Origin of the sequence: Liquorilactobacillus satsumensis DSM 16230 = JCM 12392 (assembly GCF_001435195.1) — a bacterium.
Taxonomy (GTDB): domain Bacteria; phylum Bacillota; class Bacilli; order Lactobacillales; family Lactobacillaceae; genus Liquorilactobacillus; species Liquorilactobacillus satsumensis.
The window spans coordinates 226,247-247,397 of the sequence record NZ_AZFQ01000053.1 but is presented as its reverse complement, the minus strand read 5'-3'; the positions used below and the strand labels follow the sequence as shown (position 1 = coordinate 247,397).

Sequence of the window (21,151 nt, the reverse complement as noted above, 5' to 3'; positions counted from 1 at the left end):
TCCGGAATAAAAGAGGGGCTGTGACAAAATTTAACTTTTGTCACAGCCCCTTTAGTGGATACACAAAAGTAGTAACGTGACGCTGAACTTTTTCAAAGCTAACCAGCGAAGCCAAGTTAAACTAAATTAGACTACAACTGTTTTTTCAAAAGCACAAAATACCACGGTACAGTTTGACTAAAAGCTGCTGGACTTGCTAGGAGTCATTTTGTGTAAAAGCTCCTCCCATTGAGCAACGATTGTTGGGAGTTGAAAGGCTTGTGCACGCGTTAAGGCAAGCTTACTCCAATGTTTTCGCAAGTTGAGATCTTGTAGGAGCGGAGAAAGGTTATGCATAAAGCTGGCCACGTCATGATCAGCACTTAAAATACCATATTGTCCATTTTGCAGATACTCTTGGGCACCGGTATTCCACATGCTGGCGATTGGAAGGCCAAAATCCATTGCTTCTCCAATGACAAGCGGCAGTCCTTCCCAACGTGAGGTCATGACGAAAAGCGAGGCGCTTTGGTAATGTTTTCGGAGCTGCAGGTCATTTAAGGCACCTGTCAGCTTGATCTTTTGTGAGAGTTTTTGGTTGGTAATAGCGGTTTGAAGAGCTTCTTTTTCAGGCCCATCGCCGGCAACCTTGATTTGCCATGGTGTCGGTAACAGCGCAGCTAAATTTAATAAAAGATCTAAACCCTTATGCTGAATATCTAAGCGACAAACGACTGCGATGGTTGGGTTGACGAGTTTTGCATGGCCATGTGCTTTTAAAGTCACCGGGTTATAAATTTTTAGGGTATGTTGATTGTGTTGTTTGAATTTTTTTAAATCATGTTCAGTTAAAGCGATCACAGTGTCAACTGCATTTAAACCGGCGATGAATTCAGGTGCCATTTGACGATAATATTTTTCCAAGTAGGTTTCATAGTTGTTGTGCAACCATGCGATCAACTTAACAGTTGGAAGCCGCTGCTTAAGCACAGGGGCAAAACTGGTAAAAAGCCCAGCGTTCAAGATTACAACTGTGATTTTGTATTTTTTGATGACGGTCAGTAAGTCGGTAATTTGTTGTGTAAAACGCTGCAAAGGTCGATCTTCTCGAAAACTTTTCCCGGTGTTTACTGGATGGACAGCATGCAGTAAAGGGGCGGCGAGTGAGAAAAAAGACGGGTCACTAGAAAGTGAGTAGTAATATACAGTATTTTTTCGGGAGAGTTCATTCCCGATCACAGTTGCTACGCGTTTAACACCATCCATAATTAAGTTCTCTGTACAGATTAAAATATTCATGATTTTCACTCCTTATTAGAGCAAGCTAGCTTGAAAGTGAAGCACAACTGATGGTTACTATAGATAATAACAGTTTTCCAAAGTAAACGCTTACTATAAGCCTTCAAGCAGCTGCTTGCAAAATAGCAGCACGTTAAAGTAGAAGTATGACAACTGCCAAATATCTGCTAAAACTTGATTAGAATGCAGGAAGTACAGTCGCCAGCGGCAAGCAGGGCTTGAATTAAGTAATTCAGAATTGATTACAAATAATTTGTGGAAGTGCTGGTGGGAGTACGTTAATCTGTAAATCACAAAATAAACTCAAAAGACTGAATCAAAATGCGAGTCTTGATTCAGTCTTTTGAGTTTATTTAAAGATGATCCATGTTGTCAGAACTTTTACTTAGCTTTAACCAGATTATAAAGTTCTTTTTTGAACATACTTGTGCTTAATCAGTCCACAATTACTTTTAGCAGTTGTTTAGCATCATCAGCTGCAAGCGGCATGTAATCGGATCCGATGGCATTTTCATCTAAGACTAATTCATAGTCGTGATCTAATTCTTGCACTAAAGCCCGCAGATTATTAAGTTGTTCTGATTCAAAGCGGTTGAATGAGAAGTTACGCTGACGTTTCATTGCTTCTTCGACATCCTTACCAAAAACTACGTTGAGAAAATGTCCATTTTCTGAATTTGAGAGACGCCACTCAGTATTTTTCTCTGCGCGTGCTTCTGTTTTTTCGATCACTGTGTTATCCATGAAGAGACCTCCTTTGTATGTCCACTTGAATTAACAGGTATACATTAGCACTTAATAAAACGCTTTACAATCAAAATACCGCAAATAATTAAAAATTGGTATAATTAATTAATGTTGCAGATCTTTAAGCTGTAGTAAGCTTTATTAAGTGCTAATGCTTATCTTAATAATATTGGTATTTGTCCTTCGATGGTGTATATTTAACGTGTACCAATTTTGACGGTACCGCTAACAACTTAATGTTAATATATGCCAAGGGAGATTTCAAGTATGTCGTATACACAAGAGCTATTGCGGGAAAAATTCCCCTCAAAACAGGATGTGATTACTGAGATCACAAACTTAGAGGCAATTTTGAATTTGCCAAAAGCTACCGAACACTTTGTCAGTGATCTTCACGGCGAATATAATGCTTTTGATCATATTCTGAGGAATGGATCAGGCAACATCAAGCAAAAAATTGTTGAAAACTTAGGTGGTAGATTGACTCCCAAAAACATTCAAGAATTTGCCACGCTGATCTATTATCCAGAAGACAAGATTACCTTTCAAAAGGAAAATACCAAGGATCAAGATGACCTTGAGCAATGGTACCTCAATACAATTGCACGCTTGATTGAATTGTTGAAAATCACGGCGACAAAGTATACGCGTTCCAAGGTTAGAAAAGCCATGGATCCTAACTTCGTTTATATTACTGAAGAATTGCTGTATAACGATCAGCAAGAGCCTGACAAGCGGAATTATTATAATAAGATCCTACGTAACTTAGTTGAGCTGCAGCAAGCTGATAAGTTCATTATTGCAACTTGCTATACAATTCAGCGACTGGTAGTCGATCATTTGCATGTAATTGGTGATATTTACGATCGTGGACCGCTACCGGACAAGATTATGGAGACGCTGATGGCTTATCATTCACTGGATATTCAATGGGGGAATCACGATGTTCTCTGGCTGGGAGCGGCCTCAGGGTCTGCTTTATGTTTGATGAACCTGTTGCGGATTTGTGCACGTTACAATAATTTGTCTATTATTGAAGATGCTTATGGAATTAATTTGCGACACCTTTCAATGTTTGCCGAAAAAAATTACCATGATATTCCGGCTTTTCGACCGAAGACGGTTGAGGATGCCTCGTTTATCTTGCCAGATGAGAAAAAGCAAATTACACAAATTCATCAGGCAGTGACAGTTATCCAGTTTAAGCTTGAAGGGCAGCTTTGTCAGCGCAGACCTGAACTTGAGCTTCAAAAATTGCCGTTACTTGACAAAATCGACTGGGTAAAAAAAGAAGTTACGATTGAGGGGAAAAAATATTCCCTTATAAATACTTGTTTTGGGACGGTTGATCCGAAAAATCCTTATGAATTAAACGCAGAGGAATTAGAAATTACGCGTTCATTGCTTTATTCTTTCATGCATGCGACTAAATTACGTAAGCATCTTGATTTTATGATGGATAAGGGCAGCATGTATAAATGCTATAACGGCAACCTCTTATTTCACGGATGTATCCCGGTTGAAAAAGATGGGGAATTTCAAAGTTTTGCCTATCAGGGTAAAAAATATGCTGGCCGCACCTTATTGGATTTTTGTGAAAAGGAATTGCGGACGGCGTATGCGCATCCCGAAGTTACAGATGATTTTGCGACTGATATGACTTGGTATCTGTGGCAAGGACCATTGTCGCCGTTATTTGGGAAGCATGCGATGACCACCTTTGCACGCTATTTTGTGGCTGCACCTGAGACACATACTGAACGTAAGAATGCTTATTTCGCGCTACGCAAGGAAGAATGGTTTTGCCGCAAACTCATGAGTGAATTTTCATTGGATCCCGAAACTGGTTATGTGATTAATGGACATACTCCTGTCAAAAAAGGACAGCAACCGATTTTGGCTAACAAAAAAATGATTGTGATTGACGGGGGCTACTCTAAAGCTTATCAACCAACGACTGGAATCGGGGGGTATACGTTGTTGTATAACTCTTATGGCTTGCAACTAGTTACCCATCATCCCTTCACAACAAGAGAAGATGCAATCAAAAATGGGCGTGACATTATCTCTACAAAACGAGTGGTTAACCAGGAAATCAAACGTCAAACGGTTGCAGATACGGATATTGGTAAACAAATTAAAGAAAATCTGCAATTGTTACGTGAATTGTTAGGTGAATATGATAAGTAAACAGCGCTGCCTAAAAAGCTTGAAAGCAGTCGTGATATTCAGATTGGAACCACAAATTTTGTGCGGAGCAGCTATGGCAAGTTGGAGGAAAGTCCAATGTAGGCATAGCTTTTTTGAATTTAATAAAAAATTTAGTTTTTATAAAGTTTGGCTTTTAACTGAAGTCGATCGGCTTTTTATGTTATTTTCAGTTACAATAAGAGTATCAATGGAAACGGGGAGTGTTTTTTTTGGGAGTATGGGAAAAGTTTTTGGCAAACATTAAACTTAGGCGGACAGTTGTATTATTGGTAGTCATCTTTGTGCTCTATGAAATGCGTGTGATGATGAACTTAATTTTATTGACGTTTATCTTTACCTTTTTAGTGGTCAGCTTAACTGCATTTATTAGAAGACATATTAAGATTCCGGCGCCGGTAATTGTCACGGTGGTCTATCTGTTGATCGTCGGGATGCTGTACTTAGCCATTACCTTTTATTTACCGAAGCTTTTTGCCCAGACAGAAGCAATGGTGCGCTATTTAATCAGCTTTTATCAACGTCCTTCAGTTGATGGCAATGCGATTTTGAAATACGTTAGTAGTATGATTAGCGACTCAACCATTGCCGCACAGATGAAAAATGGCGTGACATTGTTACTGAAATACGTCACGAGTGTTGGAACAATGGGTGTAACCTTTGTGCTATCTTTGATCCTCAGCTTTTTCTTTACGATCGAAAAAAGTAGAATGTACAGCTTTTCCAAAAGCTTTTTGAGCGGACCGAATGCATGGTTCTTCCAAGATATTTATTTTTTTGCAGACAAGTTCGTGAATACCTTTGGAATTGTCCTTGAGACGCAGTTTATGATCGCAATTGTGAATACAACGCTCACGACGATCTGTTTGGCGATTTTACAAATGCCGCAACTGTTCAGCTTATCATTGCTGATTTTTATTATGAGTCTTATTCCGGTAGCGGGTGTAATCATTTCGGCAATTCCAATGGCCATTATTGGCTATTCGGTAGGCGGTTTGCGCTATGTAGTCTACATTGTCGCAATGTTATTTGTAATTCATTCGATTGAAGCCTATGTCTTGAATCCTAAGTTAATGTCAAATAAAACTGAGCTACCAATTTTCTATACCTTTGTGGTGCTCTTTATTTCAGAGGAATTGTTCGGGGTGTGGGGGCTGATTGTTGGAATTCCAATCTTCACCTTCCTATTAGATATCTTAGGGGTCAAACCTATTAAAACGCGTAAAAATCGACTTAAGGATATCAGGAAAAAATTGAAGTCAGAGTAAGGAGAATCTTTAAATGGAACTAACTGAATTTGTGGCAAAGTATGCAGTTGAACGTCGCCATACTTCCTCAGTGAAGTGGGACGGGATGCAAGAAAAGTACGGGACAAATGATTTGTTGCCGCTGTGGGTAGCAGACACCGAGTTTAAAGTACCTGAAGCAGTTACGGAAGCACTGCAAAACAGAATTGCGCATGGTGCATACGGTTATTCACTGACACCAGAAAGTTATTACGAAGCTTATTTTAAGTGGCAGCAAACACGTTATGGAACCGAGTTAGAACATGATTGGCTGCGTTTCGGGACTGGGGTTGTTCAATCTCTCAGTACCTTGGTAACTTGTCTAACAGAACCGGGTGACGCGGTGATGATTCTCCAGCCGGTGTATGCGCCCTTTTTAAGTGTGATTACAGACAATCAGCGCATTCCTGTTATCTCAAACCTAAAACGCAATGGGACGCACTATGAAATGGATTTGGCGGATATCCAGGCTAAGCTTCAAGCCAAAGAAGTCAAGCTTTTATTGCTGTGTTCACCGCATAATCCAGTCGGGCGTGTCTGGAGCAGCACAGAATTAGCAGACCTGCTAGAAATTTGTCGTCAGGAAAAAGTCTTGCTGGTTTCAGATGAGATTCATCATGATTTGATCGTCGGCAAGCGTCCGTTTATTTCAGCACTTTCTATTAAGGAAGGTTACTACAGAGACAATCTAGTAATGCTCGATTCTGCTTCTAAAACGTTTAACCTGGCGGCGCTGCAAAATAGCCATGTCGTGATTCCTAACCCGCAGTTGCGTGAACGTTATGATCACTGCGTTGCACGGTTACATGCGCCAAGCGGCAGCTTACTTGGTCAAGTTGCAGACGAAGCGGCCTATCGCACAGGTGCAACATGGCTTGCCGGAATGCTCGCAGTCGTGAAGCATAATTATGAGTATCTCAAAAAAACTTTGACAACCGCATTTCCACAACTGACAGTTTATGAGCTTGAAGGAACTTATCTAGCCTGGGTCGATTTGTCCCAAGTAGTGCCTGTTGATAAGCTGGAGTGGGTTATTAAACATCAGGCGCGGCTGGCTGTCGATTTTGGCGAAGAATTTGGGCCTGTGGGTAAGGGGTTTATTCGAATTAACTTAGCGACTCCGCCAGCTAATATCGAAAAGGCTGTAGCAGCCTTATGTGCGGCTATCCAAGCGTGAAACAGCCTTGACTAGGGCTTTTCATAATTTGGTACTAGTTGTACTATGAATTTTCAGCGTTTCAGTGTAAAATGTGATGTGTAAACAAATCAAATATGAAAGAGGTTTTCGCTAACTATGACAAAATTAGTTTTTATTCGTCACGGACAAAGTGAATGGAACTTGAAAAACCTTTTCACTGGTTGGGTAGATGTTGACTTAAGTGAAAAAGGTGTAGAAGAAGCCAAAGAAGCAGGACGTAAGATTAAAGAAGCAGGTCTTGAATTTGACCAAGCTTATACATCAGTTTTGACACGTGCAATCAAGACTTTGCACTATGCTTTGGAAGAATCAGATCAACTTTGGGTTCCTGAAGTTAAGACTTGGCGTTTGAACGAACGTCATTATGGTGCATTGCAGGCCAAAAACAAAGCAAAGGCTGCTGAAAAATATGGTGACGAACAGGTTCACATCTGGCGTCGTTCTTACGATGTTTTGCCTCCATTATTGAGTGCTGATGACGAAGGTTCTGCAGCAAAGGATCGCCGTTACGCAGACTTGGATCCACGTGCAATTCCAGGTGGCGAAAACCTGAAAGTTACTTTGGAACGTGTAATCCCATTCTGGGAAGACCAAATTGCACCTAAATTGTTAGATGGCAAAAACGTTATCATCGCAGCACATGGTAACTCGCTTCGTGCCCTCACAAAATACATCGAAGGTATCTCAGACGAAGATATCATGGGTGTTGAAATGGCAACTGGTCAACCAGTTGTTTATGACTTGGATGATAAGTTGAACGTTGTTAAGAAAGAAAAGCTTTAAGCTTAAATAAAGTGAAGATGAATGGGGCTGTGACAAAATTTAACTTTTGTCACAGCCCCTCTTTTATCCGTATAAACGTGTTCCATAAGTCAAAATTCTTCGTCTAACTTCGAATTACTCATCGCAAAGTACTCGCTATGTTCGTAATTTCGAGTTAGCACTCAAATTTTCCCGACTTATGTCACACTCTCTATTTTGGATGGTTGTTAATTGACAGGTATTTAAAAGGACTCTTTGTCAGCCGCTGTTGATGAGAAATTTTTATGAGAAAATCAATTCATTTTCGAATTGGTTTTCTTTTTTATTTGAATCGTAAATTCAATTCTAATTCGAGTGTAAAAATGTGACCAGTTTTTGTATCCATGTGCGGTACGTTTAATTTGTTTAATTTTTCGGTTAGCATCTTCTAGTGGAGTTATTTGCCATCATATTTTTATAATTAGTGATAAGTATTTACGATAGGATTTATTATAATTTCAACCTGCAGTTTGACTGAACTTTGAACACTCACGATTTCTTAAAGCGTCTGCGAGAGGATGTGCATAAAGTAAGTGTGTTTAAAAGATGAATCTAACTCTTCACAGACTATTTATAGTTGGGTGAACCAGTTCTTCAAATGCATCAATCAATAAGGTTTTTTACAAAAGAAAATTAAATTTTTAAAGTTTATAGAACTTATTAGAAAGTGCAATACGAAACACAAAAGATTAAATGAAAAGATTGATTCAGTATCAGAAAAAATCATATACATATTGAAAAATGATGACCAGTTATTAAAAATCAGTAGTTTACAGTGAGCTATAGAGAAAAAAATTAATGCCACAAAATACCTGCCAATGAGTTGCTAAAGCTTATCAAAGATGAGAAAGAACTTTTATTAAAGAAGATAAAATCAAGCATTATTTAAGAAAGAAAATTAGATTTTTAGTGGTGATCATATAAAGTATGACAAATAATTTGTGAAGGAGATTAAAAGTTGAAATTATTTAAAGAAATCGTTATTCTAAAATTAGAATCACATAATAGTAGTAAATGTCAGCGAACAGTTATTGTGAATATTTATTTTTAGGGGAATTTAGGGGTTACAAAGGGGTGCTATTATGGTTTTTTGGACGAAGCAGAATGGCAAAAAATTAGAAAACAAAAACGAGCTTAAATTTATTTCTAAAACAGATAAAGATATATTGAATAAACAGCTACATGAAATTACAGATAGTGCAGTTTTAGACGAAATAACTTCATTATCTCCAAGTTTTGCAGGGTTACTTACTAAGAATATTCCTATTGGAAATAACAAAAATGGGCTTTATGAAGTTGTTATACAAAAAGGTGAAACATTAGTTAAAGCCCATGGAGATGGAGATTATCTTGGAGGATTTGTTCAAGGGAAAAATGGGAAAATCAAAAGTCAAGCACTACTAAAGGAAGCAAAGCAACCAAAAGCATTATCGACAGCCAATGTAATGAATGTTGCTTCAATGGTTGTTGGACAATATTATATGACTGAAATCAGTTCTAAAATGGATGATTTGAATAGTTCAATTACAGAAATTAAAGAATCCCAGCAAAGTGAATTTAAAAGTAAGATTCGTGCATTGATTGTGAATCTAAAAGACTGTGCTAGATTTAGTGTTGAAATTTTAAACGATGTTGAGACTAGAACTGTACACAGAAATACCTTAATGAACTATCGTGATACAGCAACACAACTAATGGAACAGGTTAATGATGAAATCAGTTTTTTGTTAACAAATTCAGATATAAATAAATTTGATGGTTATTTAAAGAAAGTAAATGAATTAAAAGCATTATTATTTTTTCAACAAAGCTTATTATCAATTCTTAAGGAAATTGGTCGTCTTTCATTACTATTTAGTAATAAGAATGGAATAGGACAAGGATATTTCAATGTATACAATGAATATTTGAACAAAACTAATCAAATTTTTGAGAATATAAAAGAATGGCATACAAAAGAGCAGGATGAATATGATGTAGATCTAAAACATCACCGGTACTCTAAACAAGGTATTGTAGGGAAACTTTTTGGCCTAGCAGCTAAGGTAAATGAAGAATGGCAATATGAAAAGATAAATTTGGAGGCAGAAAAACTAATTCAGCATCAACGAAATTTAAAAAATATTGAACCAGAAGAAGTAACGTTGGATCTATTTACACAAGATACTAAATTGCTTTTGAAAGATAACAAGGTTTACTATCTACCCTGATAATGAGTACTAGTGGGGTAAAGCAAAAATAATATGTAAATGGAGATTAGAATATGACTACGACAATTGAAGTTAATAAGCAGAGTGTTAAGCAATTATTGGAAACTGGCAAAAATAAGAAATTTGTAATACCAGAATATCAAAGGCCATATGCTTGGTCAGATGAGCAAATACAGACACTTTTTGATGATCTAATTGAGTATACGGAAAACAACAATGAGAGTACTTATTTTCTAGGAACGATTGTTGCATATGAAAACGATAATGGTGAACAAGAGATAATTGATGGTCAACAGCGAATTACCTCTTTATTTTTATTGCTAAGAGCAATTTATTCAAAATTAACATCAATGGTGGAAACACCGGAATCAAAGAACTTTAAGTCCCAAATTGAATCTACTTTGTGGGAACAAAACGAATTAACCGCTGCGGTAAACTTTGAAAAGACATTGATTGTTTCACGGGTGATGGGTGACGAAGGTAATAAGGTATTTTCAGAAATATTAATATCGGGTTCTACAAAAATAGACTCAAAAGATAATTACTCAAAAAACTATAATCTATTTGTTGATCAAATCGAAAAATATGCAACTGCTCAACCAGAACTTTTTTATTGGTTCATTAGAAATGTATTAAATAAAGCAATTTTATTGCCTATTACAGCAGATTCTCAGGATACAGCATTGACAATTTTTTCTACACTTAATAATCGTGGATTAGCTCTATCCGATTCTGATATTTTTAAAGCAAAGATTTATAATAATCTAAATCAATCTGGAAAGAAAAAATTTATTGATGAGTGGCAAAGATTAGATAATGATGCATCTAGTGCAGGTGAGAGCATTCAAAAGTTATTTTATTACTATATGTTTTATTTGAGGGCACTTGAAAATGATCGAAATACAACAACACTTGGTATTCGCAAATATTATTCCAAAAATAATTTCGAAAAACTATATAAAAATAATGTGATGAGAGATTTAGAAATTATACTAAATCTCTGGTTTGTAGTTAACAATAGAATAGTTTTAGACGATGAGGAATGGTCAAAAAATATTAAGTTACAGCAGATCTTAGATTGTCTTTCTTCATACCCTAATGAGTTCTGGAAGTATCCAGTAGTAATATATTATTTGAAATACCATCAAGATAAATCTTTTGAAATAAAATTTTTAATTTTTTTAAAACATTTACTTGCAACTTTAGCTGCTAGGTACATTGTTACACCAACAATTAATGCTGTTAAACGCGGAATTCTGAATTTGAATGCAGAAATTATAAAGTCTTCAACTCCTAAATTTGATTTTAAGGAAATTGATGAACAGGAATTGAAAGATAAAATAAAAAATGCTCATAGAAATACAGTAAGGATGATTTTAAAAATTATTTCTTATCAACATCAAGACAAATTATTACCTGATAGATGGGAAATAGAACATATTTTACCTCAAAAATGGCAGTCTAGTTATTTTTCATCAGCTACAGATGAAGAAATAAAAGGATTGGTTGAACACATTGGAAACAAAATACCATTTGAAAAAAGATTGAATATTGTTGCTAGCAATGGATATTTTCAAAAAAAGTTAGCAAGCTATGCACAATCAAATGTTCAGGTTCTTTTGGACTTATCCCAAAGTAAAAATGATTGGGGCCTTAATGAAATATACGAAAGAGATATTCGTATTTCTGATGAGTTATTGGAGTTGCTTAAAAATTGGGGATTAAATCAAGTAGATGTTTCAAAAAATAAAGAGGATTTAATTCCAATTTTAGCTGATAGAGTTGCTGATTATAATATTTTTTTGAAAATGTTCGATAAAAAGGATAGTAATGAAGAGAGGCAAAGATTCTTAAACATGTGAAATCTAATAGTAATTAAAAAACTGTAAAAAGTATCTGTAGCAAATAGGGTATACTTTTCAACTCATTTTGCATGTGTAATTTAGTCTTCCCTTCTAGATTAGTGTGCTAAAGTACCTTTTCACAACGTTATGTTCCTTTATTTTGACAAAAGCTGGTCCGAGATACCTACTCAATATTTAATGAAAAATAGTGGTATGATATGCTCTACAGGAACTTTTAAAATCTATTTTAGGAAAACACGATGTCTTAAAGAATCCAGAAAAGTGTGTTGATGCTGTACTTAAGGCAATTAAAAAGAGAGACAAATAAAATTGTTGTACTGCGGAATTTCAAGAATGAAATAATACTTTTCGTTTAGACATATGCTGTTATAAATTGAAAAAATTCAAAAATAAAAGTGGGATGAAAATGAAAAAACAAACAATTATTGATCTGTTTTCAGGAGCAGGTGGATTAACAGAGGGGTTTAGAAATGATCACTATGAAATTGTTGGGCATGTTGAGATGAATTATGCAGCATGTGAAACTTTACAACTTCGAGATGTTTTTTATTGGCTTAAAGATCATGATAAGCTTGATAAATATTTTAAATTTTTAAATGGTGATATTTCACACGAAAATTTATTATCTTGTGTTGATGACCACGTTTTACATAAAACCATGAATATTACAATGAACCAAACAACTCTTGATAAAATTTTTGCTTCTTTTGATAAGAAGTTGGGTGGAAGATCCGTAGATGGGGTGATTGGTGGTCCTCCTTGCCAAGCTTATTCAACAATTGGGCGTGCTCGAAATGCTCCAAAAAAGGCAAGCGATAAACGGATTTACTTATACAGATACTATATAGAATTTTTAAAGCGTTATCGTCCAAAATTCTTTGTTTTTGAAAATGTGAAAGGACTAAAATCATTCCGTGATATAGAGGGGAACCTCCTACTTTCTAAGATGAAAACGGAATTTATCCAAGTCAACTATAGCTTAGGAATTAGAACAATAAATATGAATGAGTTTGGAGTACCACAAACTCGGGAAAGATTAATTATTTTTGGAGTTCCTAAAGGATCTGAGCAAAAGATCGATGCGTTTTATGACCAACTTAAAAATCAGAAGGAAGAATCGGCAACTGTTGGGGAAGTATTTTCTGATCTCCCAAAGATTAAATCTGGTCAACAATTAAATGAATATGATGGTATCCCTTCCTCATTTGTAAGGAGAAAATATAGGCGTATTAGAGGTGTACCGTTGACACAAAATGTCAGTCGCCCTAATCGCCAAAACGACTTAGAAATATACAGACAAGTTGTATTAGCTAAACGGCAGGGTAAAAATCTGAAATACAATGATTTGCCTAAAAAACTGCAAATGCATAAACATACCTCAATTTTTCTTGATAGATTCAAGTCACTTTCTGCTGATAAACCATCTTATACAATTGTCGCTCATATTGCTAAGGATGGGCATCATTACATTCACCCAGATATTAAGCAAAATAGGTCTATTACTGTGAGGGAAGCAGCGCGATTACAAGGATTCCCCGATGATTATTTCTTTGAATCATCTCGAACACAGGCTTTCGTTCAGATTGGTAATGCAGTTCCACCTATTTTTAGTGAAAAAATTTCGAAGGCCATTTTTAGTGTATTACAAGGTATATGCAATTGAGGGGGGAAGTTATGGAACGATTACATAACATAAAAAGATTTATAATTGAAAGTTACCCATTTGGCTATATTTCAAGTCGACAAAAACAAATTATGGAGGAAATTAGTCAATTCAATAAACAAGAAGAATCTTTCACTTATCAATATTTAAACGAGAGCTTCTATTGCAATGTGATATCAATGATTTGTTTACAGTTTGTTTTAAAAAACATTGAAAATGATAAAAAACTTTTGATAACTGATCTTTCCCTACATGATAGTGTGGAATATAAAAAATCTTATTATTATTTTGAAGGTTGTAATGATGATGGAACCTATAATCTAAAAGCGGCAGATAATAAGAAGAGTTCTTACGATATAACAGTGCCAGAACAACTTTTATTACGATTTGGCCACCGCAGCAGGAAAGCAAGAAAAAGAAAAGCTAATAACTATTTATATGATTTTGCTCAATATTTTGAATTAGAATTTAAAGGTCTTGTTAATAACGGACGATTAGCAGTTCTTTTGACAAAAGATGTTTATGATAACATTATTCAATCAAAATATTTTGTTGGTAAACAGCACCTTTTTTTTAGCCAAATATGTAACTCTGAGTACTTAACTGGGTCTGGAAAAGTTCATTTATCATTACACACAGATAGCGCAAATGAGCCGCTTATTTTGTTTTGCTCAAATGCGAATGCATTTGTTAATTATCTTGACAGTGAAAAAAATGAGTTTGAAAAAATATATATTTTTGGTGATAAGTGGTATATGGATAACTATCTTCCCGATATCTTGTCGCTACCTGATTTGGCTAATGAAAGTAATACTACGTTAGCTTTAATTTCCAGTAACAATATTGCCAATAATAATGACTCTATGGAAATGATTAAAATGATTCAGGCAAACCGAAATTGGTTATCTGATTACGAAGAATCATTTTCATTTATAAATGTGCATACGAATATAGATTTTGCAACGTGTACAACTGAAATAATCCACTTTTTAAGTGAAGCGAAAAGTGATCCTAGTCTACGTTATTTAACAAAGTTAATTTGGAGTTCATTAAGAATTGGTGCCAGCGTCGCAAGAAAAAACTCACCATTATTTGGTAGTCAGATTAATATAATCGAGGAATACCTTAAAATTCATAAAAATATTTACTGTCAAAAATTAATTGTGTATCTGCGTCAGATTCATTCAAATAGATTTGGGGCTCAAATGAAAAAAATGATTTTGAAAACGGTAGATAATAGTTCATCACACGCAATTGTTGTTCTGGATAAACTCAAATCCGAATATGAAGACTTGTTTAATTTACCCAACGTAAGCTTCTTTTCGTTTAGAGATAAAATTACTGAAGACATGTATGATAGATTCGATACGGTTGTGCTTGTAAATCCATATGCTCATGAGAGAAAAAAGTGGGCACGCGCATTTATTTGTAAACGATTAATTATTTTAACTCCACAATTCTTTATTGATTCTATATATAATTCCGTTAAGAAAGAATTATGTTTAATTAAGAAATATAACAAAGAAAATGATTTTTCCAAAAAGGGGTATGTAACGTCACTAATATCATTTCTCAATGATATTAACAGATATCGAATTAATCAACAGCAACAAGCAATTGATAAAAACAATATTTACGAGCAAATGGAAAAAGATGAAGATGAGATACTTTCTTCTCAGGAAGTTTATGCTAAGGAAATTGAAGCACAAAAGTTCGAGTATACTAACATCACAAATTCTGAAAAAGTTGATGTCCATAAAGTTGTCACGTTAACACAGGGTAACAAGATTTATGGCACTGACAACGCGTACTTTTTAATTGAAAGCTCGAATGGAACTTTGGTAAAAAGAGAAGTAGCTCAAATTACATATGGTGATAAAATTTTTAATTTTAATATTCCCTACGCTGATTTTTCATATCGAAAGTGGTTTAAAGCTGCTTCTGAAGATCAATCTTTGTTAACGAATAAAGATAAACGAAATGATTTTCGGTGGAAGAGAGCATTTATTAATTTTATTAATAAAAATGACTATACGCCTGCGATGATTCAAAGAAAAATGGCAGTATTTGAAGATACTTCCGAGCATCATACTAAGCAGTACTATGCAACATGGTCAGATCCTAATAAAATACCAATGTTGCCAAGAAAACCGGAATTTATTAAATATATTGGGGAGTTAATTAATGATGATGATATTAGGGAAAACTATCAACTGTTTTATGATTCAAGTACTGCAGTAAAGCAAGACCTAACTACCACACGTGATGCAGAACTATTGTCACTTGTGAATAAACGGTTGGCGGATGTAACGCACTATCGGTATTCAGTTGGTATTGTTACATCAGTTAGCGATGTTTGTATTCCTGATGTTCCCAGAATTATGACGAATAAGTTTGTGAAAGGATAAAGTAATGAATGGAGACAGCCAAAGCAAGGTTCGCGATGAATATAGTCAGAGAATTAAAAATCTTATATTAGGACCTGGGTCTGAAAATATTAGTAGGAGCAATGAGTCAGAGATCATATCAGAAAATCCGAAAACACGATATGTTTCTGGAATTCTTTATTCAAGTGAATCTCCTGATTCTGATGATACAGCTGAAGTTGAAAAATCCGGTGATGCAATTGAAGATCCAATTGCAGTTGATAATAATTTCCAAGCAAGCTCAATGGGAATTACATTTTATTGTAAATCTGATGTTTCAGATCTTGAGGTTAACATAAAAACTGCAACATATAATAAAATACCTAAGCCATTTCTTGACGTAAGTCCCAATGTGTTTTCTGAAATTAGCAATTATCATAAACTTACATTTTTGGAATTCAATCTTAAAGATAAATCAATTGCAGTTTTAGGTAAAACGCCAAAAGAATTAAGGGCTAATCACGATAGCTTAAAAAAATTTATTGCTGAAAAAAGGTTTGGTGATCTTTCTCAAAAAAGTGTTGATTCCTTAGCTTTTTTAAGTAATGTATATTATAAAAGAGTCTTCTATAATCGAACTCCTCATAATATTAAAGCCCATATTAATATAAAGCGAGATGGATCCAACAAGACAATTATTGATAATAGCACCAATAATGATGGAATTAGGATGGAGGTCTTTGACAAAGTTCAGTCATTATCTGTCAAAAATTTGGGAACTATTAAAACAATTACTATTGTTATCAAAAACCTATCTGAATTTCCATTATTTCAAAGTCAAATTATTATTAATCAACAAAATGGAATAAAATTTTACGCTTCCGAAGATATAAAGATTCCTAATTTAGGTAAACTGACATATGAAGATGCGATGAATGTCTTTTTGTATAGAAATCGTAAAACTTATGCGACAGGACATGGAGTTTCAGGGTGTTGGGAATTTGATGGGAAGAGTATTTCTTCTATCTTTACGTCGTTTATTCCTTCGTATGAAATATTACCGATAAGTACAACCATTGATGATATAGATGCTAGCATTCTTGATCCTACAAGCTACATCAGAAATGACTATCAAGAACAATTAGATAAGCTTTCAAATTTTATTGAAATGTATCGGCAGTGGATAGATAAAACAAAAACTGCATCTCAATCACTTCAAATTGAATTTCAAAAATATTCAGATGATAATATAAATAATTGCTATAAATGTCTTAAAAGAATGCACACTACACTCAATTTTTTAAAGAATAATTTAAATGCATTTAAAGCATTTAACATTGCCAACGAAACTATTCTTTTACAAAGAATGGGTAGTTACCATGAAAAGGAAAAGTCTTATGAAACAAAAGATTATAGTAATGTTCATTTTCATTGGCGCCCATTCCAACTTGCATTTATCTTGAATTCTTTGGAATCTGTTCTTAATCCTAAAAGTAAGTATCGTAATGATTTAGATCTTATTTGGGTACCGACTGGCGGTGGCAAGACAGAGGCATATTTGTTTGCCATTTCTGCCGTGATAGCCTATCGACGATTAACAAATAAGGATGGGTATGAAGGCGTTACGGTCATAATGCGATATACTTTAAGGCTATTAACATCTCAACAGTTTGAGCGTGCTTCCAAGATGATTTGCGCACTTGAATATATTAGACGTAATTATGATGATCACATTCTTGGTGATTCAGAAATTAGTATTGGTCTTTGGATTGGTGGAGGAACAGAAAATCATCTAAGTAGAGCCAAATCTGATTTTAAGGCAATGATGCAGTCGCATAATAAGGATGATATTCAGAAAAAGAACAAATTTCAATTATTAACTTGTCCATGGTGCAATCAAAAACATAGTTTGATTCCAGATATTCAAGATATCCATAAGAAAATTAAATGGGGATACAAGTCCATTACAAATAGAAGTAGTGATTATAATATGTGTTGCATGACAAAAGACTGCCCATTTAACAATGGATTGCCAATCTATGTTGTTGATGAATCAATTTATAAAGTTCGTCCAACATTAATTTTTGGTACTGTTGATAAATTTGCACAGGTTCCCCTTAATGAATCTGCTCAACATTTGTTTGGTTCGGATGATAATAATCGTTATCATCGACCCGATCTGATTGTTCAAGATGAACTGCATCTTATTTCTGGGCCATTAGGAAGTATTGTTGGATTGTACGAAGCAGGATTTGATTACATTTTTCGTGATAATAGTACAGAAGAAGGTCCCAAATATATTGCTTCTACGGCAACAATCAGGAATGCTGAGGAACAGGTAAAAGGAATATTTGATCGCCGTGTTCAACAATTTCCTCCTCAAGGAATTACTTCTTCTGATAATTATTTCATTCGTGATTCAAATGAGGGGCATGGAAGAAAGTATTTCGGCATTATGGGAACAGGGAAATCTCAGATGACCGTTGAGGTTCATATTTTGGCCGCCATGCTTCAGTGTGCAGTTGACTTGGGGCACGGCTGTGATGCTGAGGAATTATATTGGACAATAGCAGGATACTTTAACAGTTTAAGAGAATTAGGAAAAGCATCTACGTTATTACGTGATGACGTCAGAGATTATCTTAGAGAATTGAAAAAAAGGCTGTGTATTCCAAACGAAAAATTTAGGGAGTTATCTGATTTCAATGCTAAGGAACTTACATCTAGAATTGAGGGGAATCAGATTCCAGAAATCATTAAAGAACTTGAAATTATGCATAACGATCAATCTGAGGTCGAAAATAAGCAATATGCTGTCGATACATTACTTGCAACAAATATGCTTTCTGTTGGAATTGATATTTCCAGACTTAATGCAATGCTTGTAGTAGGTCAGCCAAAATTAACTTCCGAGTATATACAAGCTACCAGCCGTGTTGGTAGGAAAACTCTTGGAGCCGTATTTACCCTCTATAATTCAACAAGAAGTCGTGATAGATCTCATTATGAGACGTTTCAGGCGTATCACCAGAGCTTATATAAATATGTTGAACCAAGTAGTGTCACACCATTTTCTGTTCCAGCAATGAAGCGGTGTATACCAGGGGTGATGGCTGCAATGCTTAGAAATACTGTTGAGCAACTTTCTGGAGACAAGTGCGCAATAAACATTTTGGAGGATAATAATAATCAACAACTCGAACGAACGAAAAAATTTCTAAATGATAGAGTCAAACATTCCGAAGATAAGTATCATCTATACCAAAATGGCGCTCAAGAAATCATTAATAACTTTATTAATAAATGGCGAAAACTAGCAACAGATTCACAAGATCTGGAATTTCAATATTTCAAGTATCCAATGGTCTCTTCTCAATATCCAGGAAATTTACTTTTAAGATCATTTAACGATAATTCACATAAAGAAGCGTCACATGTCATGGAAAGTATGCGGAATGTAGACGATGTTTCATTTGTTAATATAAAGGAAGATGAAGAAAGTTGACAAGCAAAAATTTACACCCAGAGCACAATATTCGTCGCTCCCAATTGCTAACTCCTTTTGGTGTTGGATCGTTGTTTGACATCAATAATCAAACGGTGATGATTGCAGATTCTGAATATTGGAACAAAGACGAACTCAAGGAAATTCACGATCCAAGATTGGAACAGGCAATGAATACTTCGGGCTTTGTTGAGCCGCCAATAAGTGTCGACGATAGTACTGGGGGGGGGCATTTCTGGTATAAGATTTCCACAATGGTATCTCTCACCCTATACACGTCGAATTCAACCAATATATGAATGGAGAAAAATGGCTGATAAACATGGAAAGGTTCGATTTTTTGATGAAAAACCGTTTGATGCTTCTTCCAAATTAAGAGATGAGCTTGTCCCATTAAGGTTTATTTGTGTTTGTTCTAATGGTCATGTACAGGATTTTCCATGGGTTGAGTGGCCACATGGTGGCAAGATTTGTGAACATCCTGATTTGGAACTGAATAATACCCATAATTCAGGATCAATTTTAGATTATTCTGTTCATTGTAAATATTGTGACAAAAAGAAAAGCTTGGGAATAATTTTTAACAAAAATGCATTCTCTGATTATCTAGATTTAATTGGAGTTCATTGTAAGGGAAATTATGTTTGGAAGAATAGGGTAAAATCAGATAGCTGTAATCAAGGACTACAAGTGTTGCTTAGAAGTGCAAACAATTTGTATTTTCCCAACATTTCCAGTTCTGTTAATATCCCATTTGATGATCACAGCCTTATTAATGCTATTAAGGCAGATGAAGATCTTAATGCAGACTATCTTGTAATCAGACAAAACATTAAAAAAATTGCCAAGGAAAAATTTTCTGAGACAATTAAGAATAAATTATGTAAAAATTTAATTGTTAACTCATTGCTACAAAACATTGTTAGCGTACTTCAGATTAGTTATCCTAATATTGATCAATCGCAAGTTTTAAATGAAATTATAGATCAGATAGATTCTGAAAATTCATCATATGATGAAAATATTGATGTTATGGACTATCGTCGGGAAGAATTCAACATATTATCAGGAAGTACTCCATATGATAATAGTTCTGATAAACTGATTAAACAAACGTTTAACCAAACTAGCTTGTTACGGGATAAACTGCCAGTATCAGTTAAATGTATAACACTTATTCATGAATTACAGGTCGTCAATGTACTTCGAAGTTATAGTAGATTAAAGCCTACTGATTCCGACAGTATGAAGGAAATTATTCGGGAAGAAGGAGAAAACACTGATTTTTCAAAAGAAGTCTCATTAAGACGTACCGATGGACGATATGTTGGCATGAGATCCCATGGTGAGGGTATCTTCATTACATTGGATCCAGTTCAAGTTACAGAATGGATGGATCGAATTAAGGGATCTGAAATATCCAAGCGAATTTTGAACAAAGTTAATAATCCAGATGTATTCGAAGATGAAAAAAAATATATTACTCCTGATTATTATTTGCTCCATACACTAAGCCATATTATTTTAAAAGAACTAAGCGTTTCTAGTGGGTATTCGGCCACAGCTCTCAAAGAAAGACTTTACTTTTCAAACGAAGTTGGTCAAGAAATGTATGGAATACTCATATATACGTCCAGTTCTGATTCGGAGGGAACCTTGGGTGGATTGGTCAAACAAGGAGTACCCGAAAAAATGAAATGGATCTTATCAGCTGCAATTGAGAAAGCAAAGTGGTGTAGTTTTGATCCAGTATGTATTGATAGTGAGGGTCAAGGTAGTAATTCATTAAATGCTGGGGCATGTCATGCATGCGCACTGGTGTCCGAAACCAGTTGTGAGAAGCAAAACCAGTATCTGGATCGGGGAGTTCTAATAGGTGGACTTGATACCCCTGAATTAGGATTTTTTTAAAATTTTATTAAGTTGAAAATAGCAAGAACAGGTTACTTTTAAGTTACTAAGATGTAACCGATTTTTAGATCTGAATATTGTGAAAAGTCTTGGCACCATTCTAAGTTATAATA

Annotated in this window: 13 protein-coding genes and 1 pseudogene; 11 read left to right on the top strand and 3 right to left on the bottom strand. The window is 35.0% G+C overall.

Translation table 11 applies throughout. From position 1 onward, the window contains the following. Nucleotides 1–177: 177 nt before the first annotated feature. A complete protein-coding gene (locus FD50_RS10800; RefSeq protein WP_056961639.1) occupies nt 178–1,278 on the bottom strand; it encodes a glycosyltransferase in 1,101 nt (366 codons plus the stop codon). Nucleotides 1,279–1,713: 435 nt separating this feature from the next. Further along, a complete protein-coding gene (locus FD50_RS10795; RefSeq protein ID WP_054755807.1) occupies nt 1,714–2,022 on the bottom strand; it encodes a hypothetical protein in 309 nt (102 codons plus the stop codon). Nucleotides 2,023–2,292: 270 nt separating this feature from the next. Between FD50_RS10795 and FD50_RS10790 the strand changes: the two genes are divergently transcribed. From FD50_RS10790 to FD50_RS10770, 4 genes are all read left to right on the top strand, one after another. Beyond that, a complete protein-coding gene (locus FD50_RS10790) occupies nt 2,293–4,215 on the top strand; it encodes a fructose-bisphosphatase class III (protein WP_056961638.1) in 1,923 nt (640 codons plus the stop codon). 230 nt (nt 4,216–4,445) lie between these two features. Further along, nucleotides 4,446–5,501: an AI-2E family transporter gene (locus FD50_RS10780; protein WP_056961636.1), complete on the top strand. Its 1,056-nt coding sequence runs from the start codon at nt 4,446–4,448 to the stop codon at nt 5,499–5,501. Between the two features lie 13 nt (nt 5,502–5,514). Beyond that, the gene (locus FD50_RS10775) at nt 5,515–6,696 is read left to right on the top strand and encodes a MalY/PatB family protein (RefSeq protein WP_056961634.1); all 1,182 of its coding nucleotides are present in this window, start codon (nt 5,515–5,517) and stop codon (nt 6,694–6,696) included. Between the two features lie 117 nt (nt 6,697–6,813). Continuing rightward, complete coding sequence (locus FD50_RS10770; RefSeq protein ID WP_054755814.1) at nt 6,814–7,500, top strand: 2,3-diphosphoglycerate-dependent phosphoglycerate mutase; 687 nt, start codon at nt 6,814–6,816, stop codon at nt 7,498–7,500. 277 nt (nt 7,501–7,777) lie between these two features. On the opposite strand, the pseudogene FD50_RS12735 reads toward FD50_RS10770, so the two are convergent. Beyond that, nucleotides 7,778–7,913: pseudogene (locus tag FD50_RS12735) on the bottom strand (transposase); the annotation flags it as partial. A gap of 687 nt (nt 7,914–8,600) precedes the next feature. Between FD50_RS12735 and FD50_RS10765 the strand changes: the two are divergent. From FD50_RS10765 to drmB, 7 genes are all read left to right on the top strand, one after another. Next, nucleotides 8,601–9,728, top strand: coding sequence for a hypothetical protein (locus FD50_RS10765; protein ID WP_056961632.1), 1,128 nt, complete (start codon nt 8,601–8,603; stop codon nt 9,726–9,728). 53 nt (nt 9,729–9,781) lie between these two features. Next, nucleotides 9,782–11,590, top strand: a complete 1,809-nt coding sequence (locus FD50_RS10760; RefSeq protein WP_056961631.1) for a DUF262 domain-containing protein — start codon at nt 9,782–9,784, stop codon at nt 11,588–11,590. Between the two features lie 409 nt (nt 11,591–11,999). Then, complete coding sequence (locus tag FD50_RS10755) at nt 12,000–13,256, top strand: DNA cytosine methyltransferase (protein ID WP_056961629.1); 1,257 nt, start codon at nt 12,000–12,002, stop codon at nt 13,254–13,256. A gap of 11 nt (nt 13,257–13,267) precedes the next feature. Next, the gene (locus FD50_RS10750; RefSeq protein WP_056961627.1) at nt 13,268–15,664 is read left to right on the top strand and encodes a hypothetical protein; all 2,397 of its coding nucleotides are present in this window, start codon (nt 13,268–13,270) and stop codon (nt 15,662–15,664) included. A 4-nt stretch (nt 15,665–15,668) separates the two neighbouring features. Further along, entirely contained in the window at nt 15,669–19,127 is a 3,459-nt protein-coding gene (locus FD50_RS10745) for a helicase-related protein (RefSeq protein WP_056961624.1), read from the top strand. Beyond that, complete coding sequence (locus FD50_RS12570; protein ID WP_082610526.1) at nt 19,124–19,426, top strand: hypothetical protein; 303 nt, start codon at nt 19,124–19,126, stop codon at nt 19,424–19,426. The genes FD50_RS10745 and FD50_RS12570 overlap by 4 nt, the downstream gene beginning before the upstream one ends. Then, nucleotides 19,332–21,038: a DrmB family protein gene (gene drmB / locus FD50_RS10740; protein WP_235803466.1), complete on the top strand. Its 1,707-nt coding sequence runs from the start codon at nt 19,332–19,334 to the stop codon at nt 21,036–21,038. Before FD50_RS12570 ends, drmB begins: the two co-directional genes overlap by 95 nt. The last annotated feature ends 113 nt before the right edge of the window (nt 21,039–21,151 follow it).

Bases quoted from the DNA above. Each gene is read 5' to 3' on its own strand.
- FD50_RS10760 (WP_056961631.1), top strand. From the start codon at position 9,782: ATGACTACGACAATTGAAGTTAATAAGCAGAGTGTTAAGCAATTATTG.
- FD50_RS10755 (WP_056961629.1), top strand. From the start codon at position 12,000: ATGAAAAAACAAACAATTATTGATCTGTTTTCAGGAGCAGGTGGATTA.
- FD50_RS10765 (WP_056961632.1), top strand. From the start codon at position 8,601: ATGGTTTTTTGGACGAAGCAGAATGGCAAAAAATTAGAAAACAAAAAC.
- FD50_RS10770 (WP_054755814.1), top strand. From the start codon at position 6,814: ATGACAAAATTAGTTTTTATTCGTCACGGACAAAGTGAATGGAACTTG.
- FD50_RS10800 (WP_056961639.1), bottom strand. From the start codon at position 1,278: ATGAATATTTTAATCTGTACAGAGAACTTAATTATGGATGGTGTTAAA.
- FD50_RS10795 (WP_054755807.1), bottom strand. From the start codon at position 2,022: ATGGATAACACAGTGATCGAAAAAACAGAAGCACGCGCAGAGAAAAAT.
- FD50_RS10775 (WP_056961634.1), top strand. From the start codon at position 5,515: ATGGAACTAACTGAATTTGTGGCAAAGTATGCAGTTGAACGTCGCCAT.
- FD50_RS10790 (WP_056961638.1), top strand. From the start codon at position 2,293: ATGTCGTATACACAAGAGCTATTGCGGGAAAAATTCCCCTCAAAACAG.
- FD50_RS10745 (WP_056961624.1), top strand. From the start codon at position 15,669: ATGAATGGAGACAGCCAAAGCAAGGTTCGCGATGAATATAGTCAGAGA.
- FD50_RS10750 (WP_056961627.1), top strand. From the start codon at position 13,268: ATGGAACGATTACATAACATAAAAAGATTTATAATTGAAAGTTACCCA.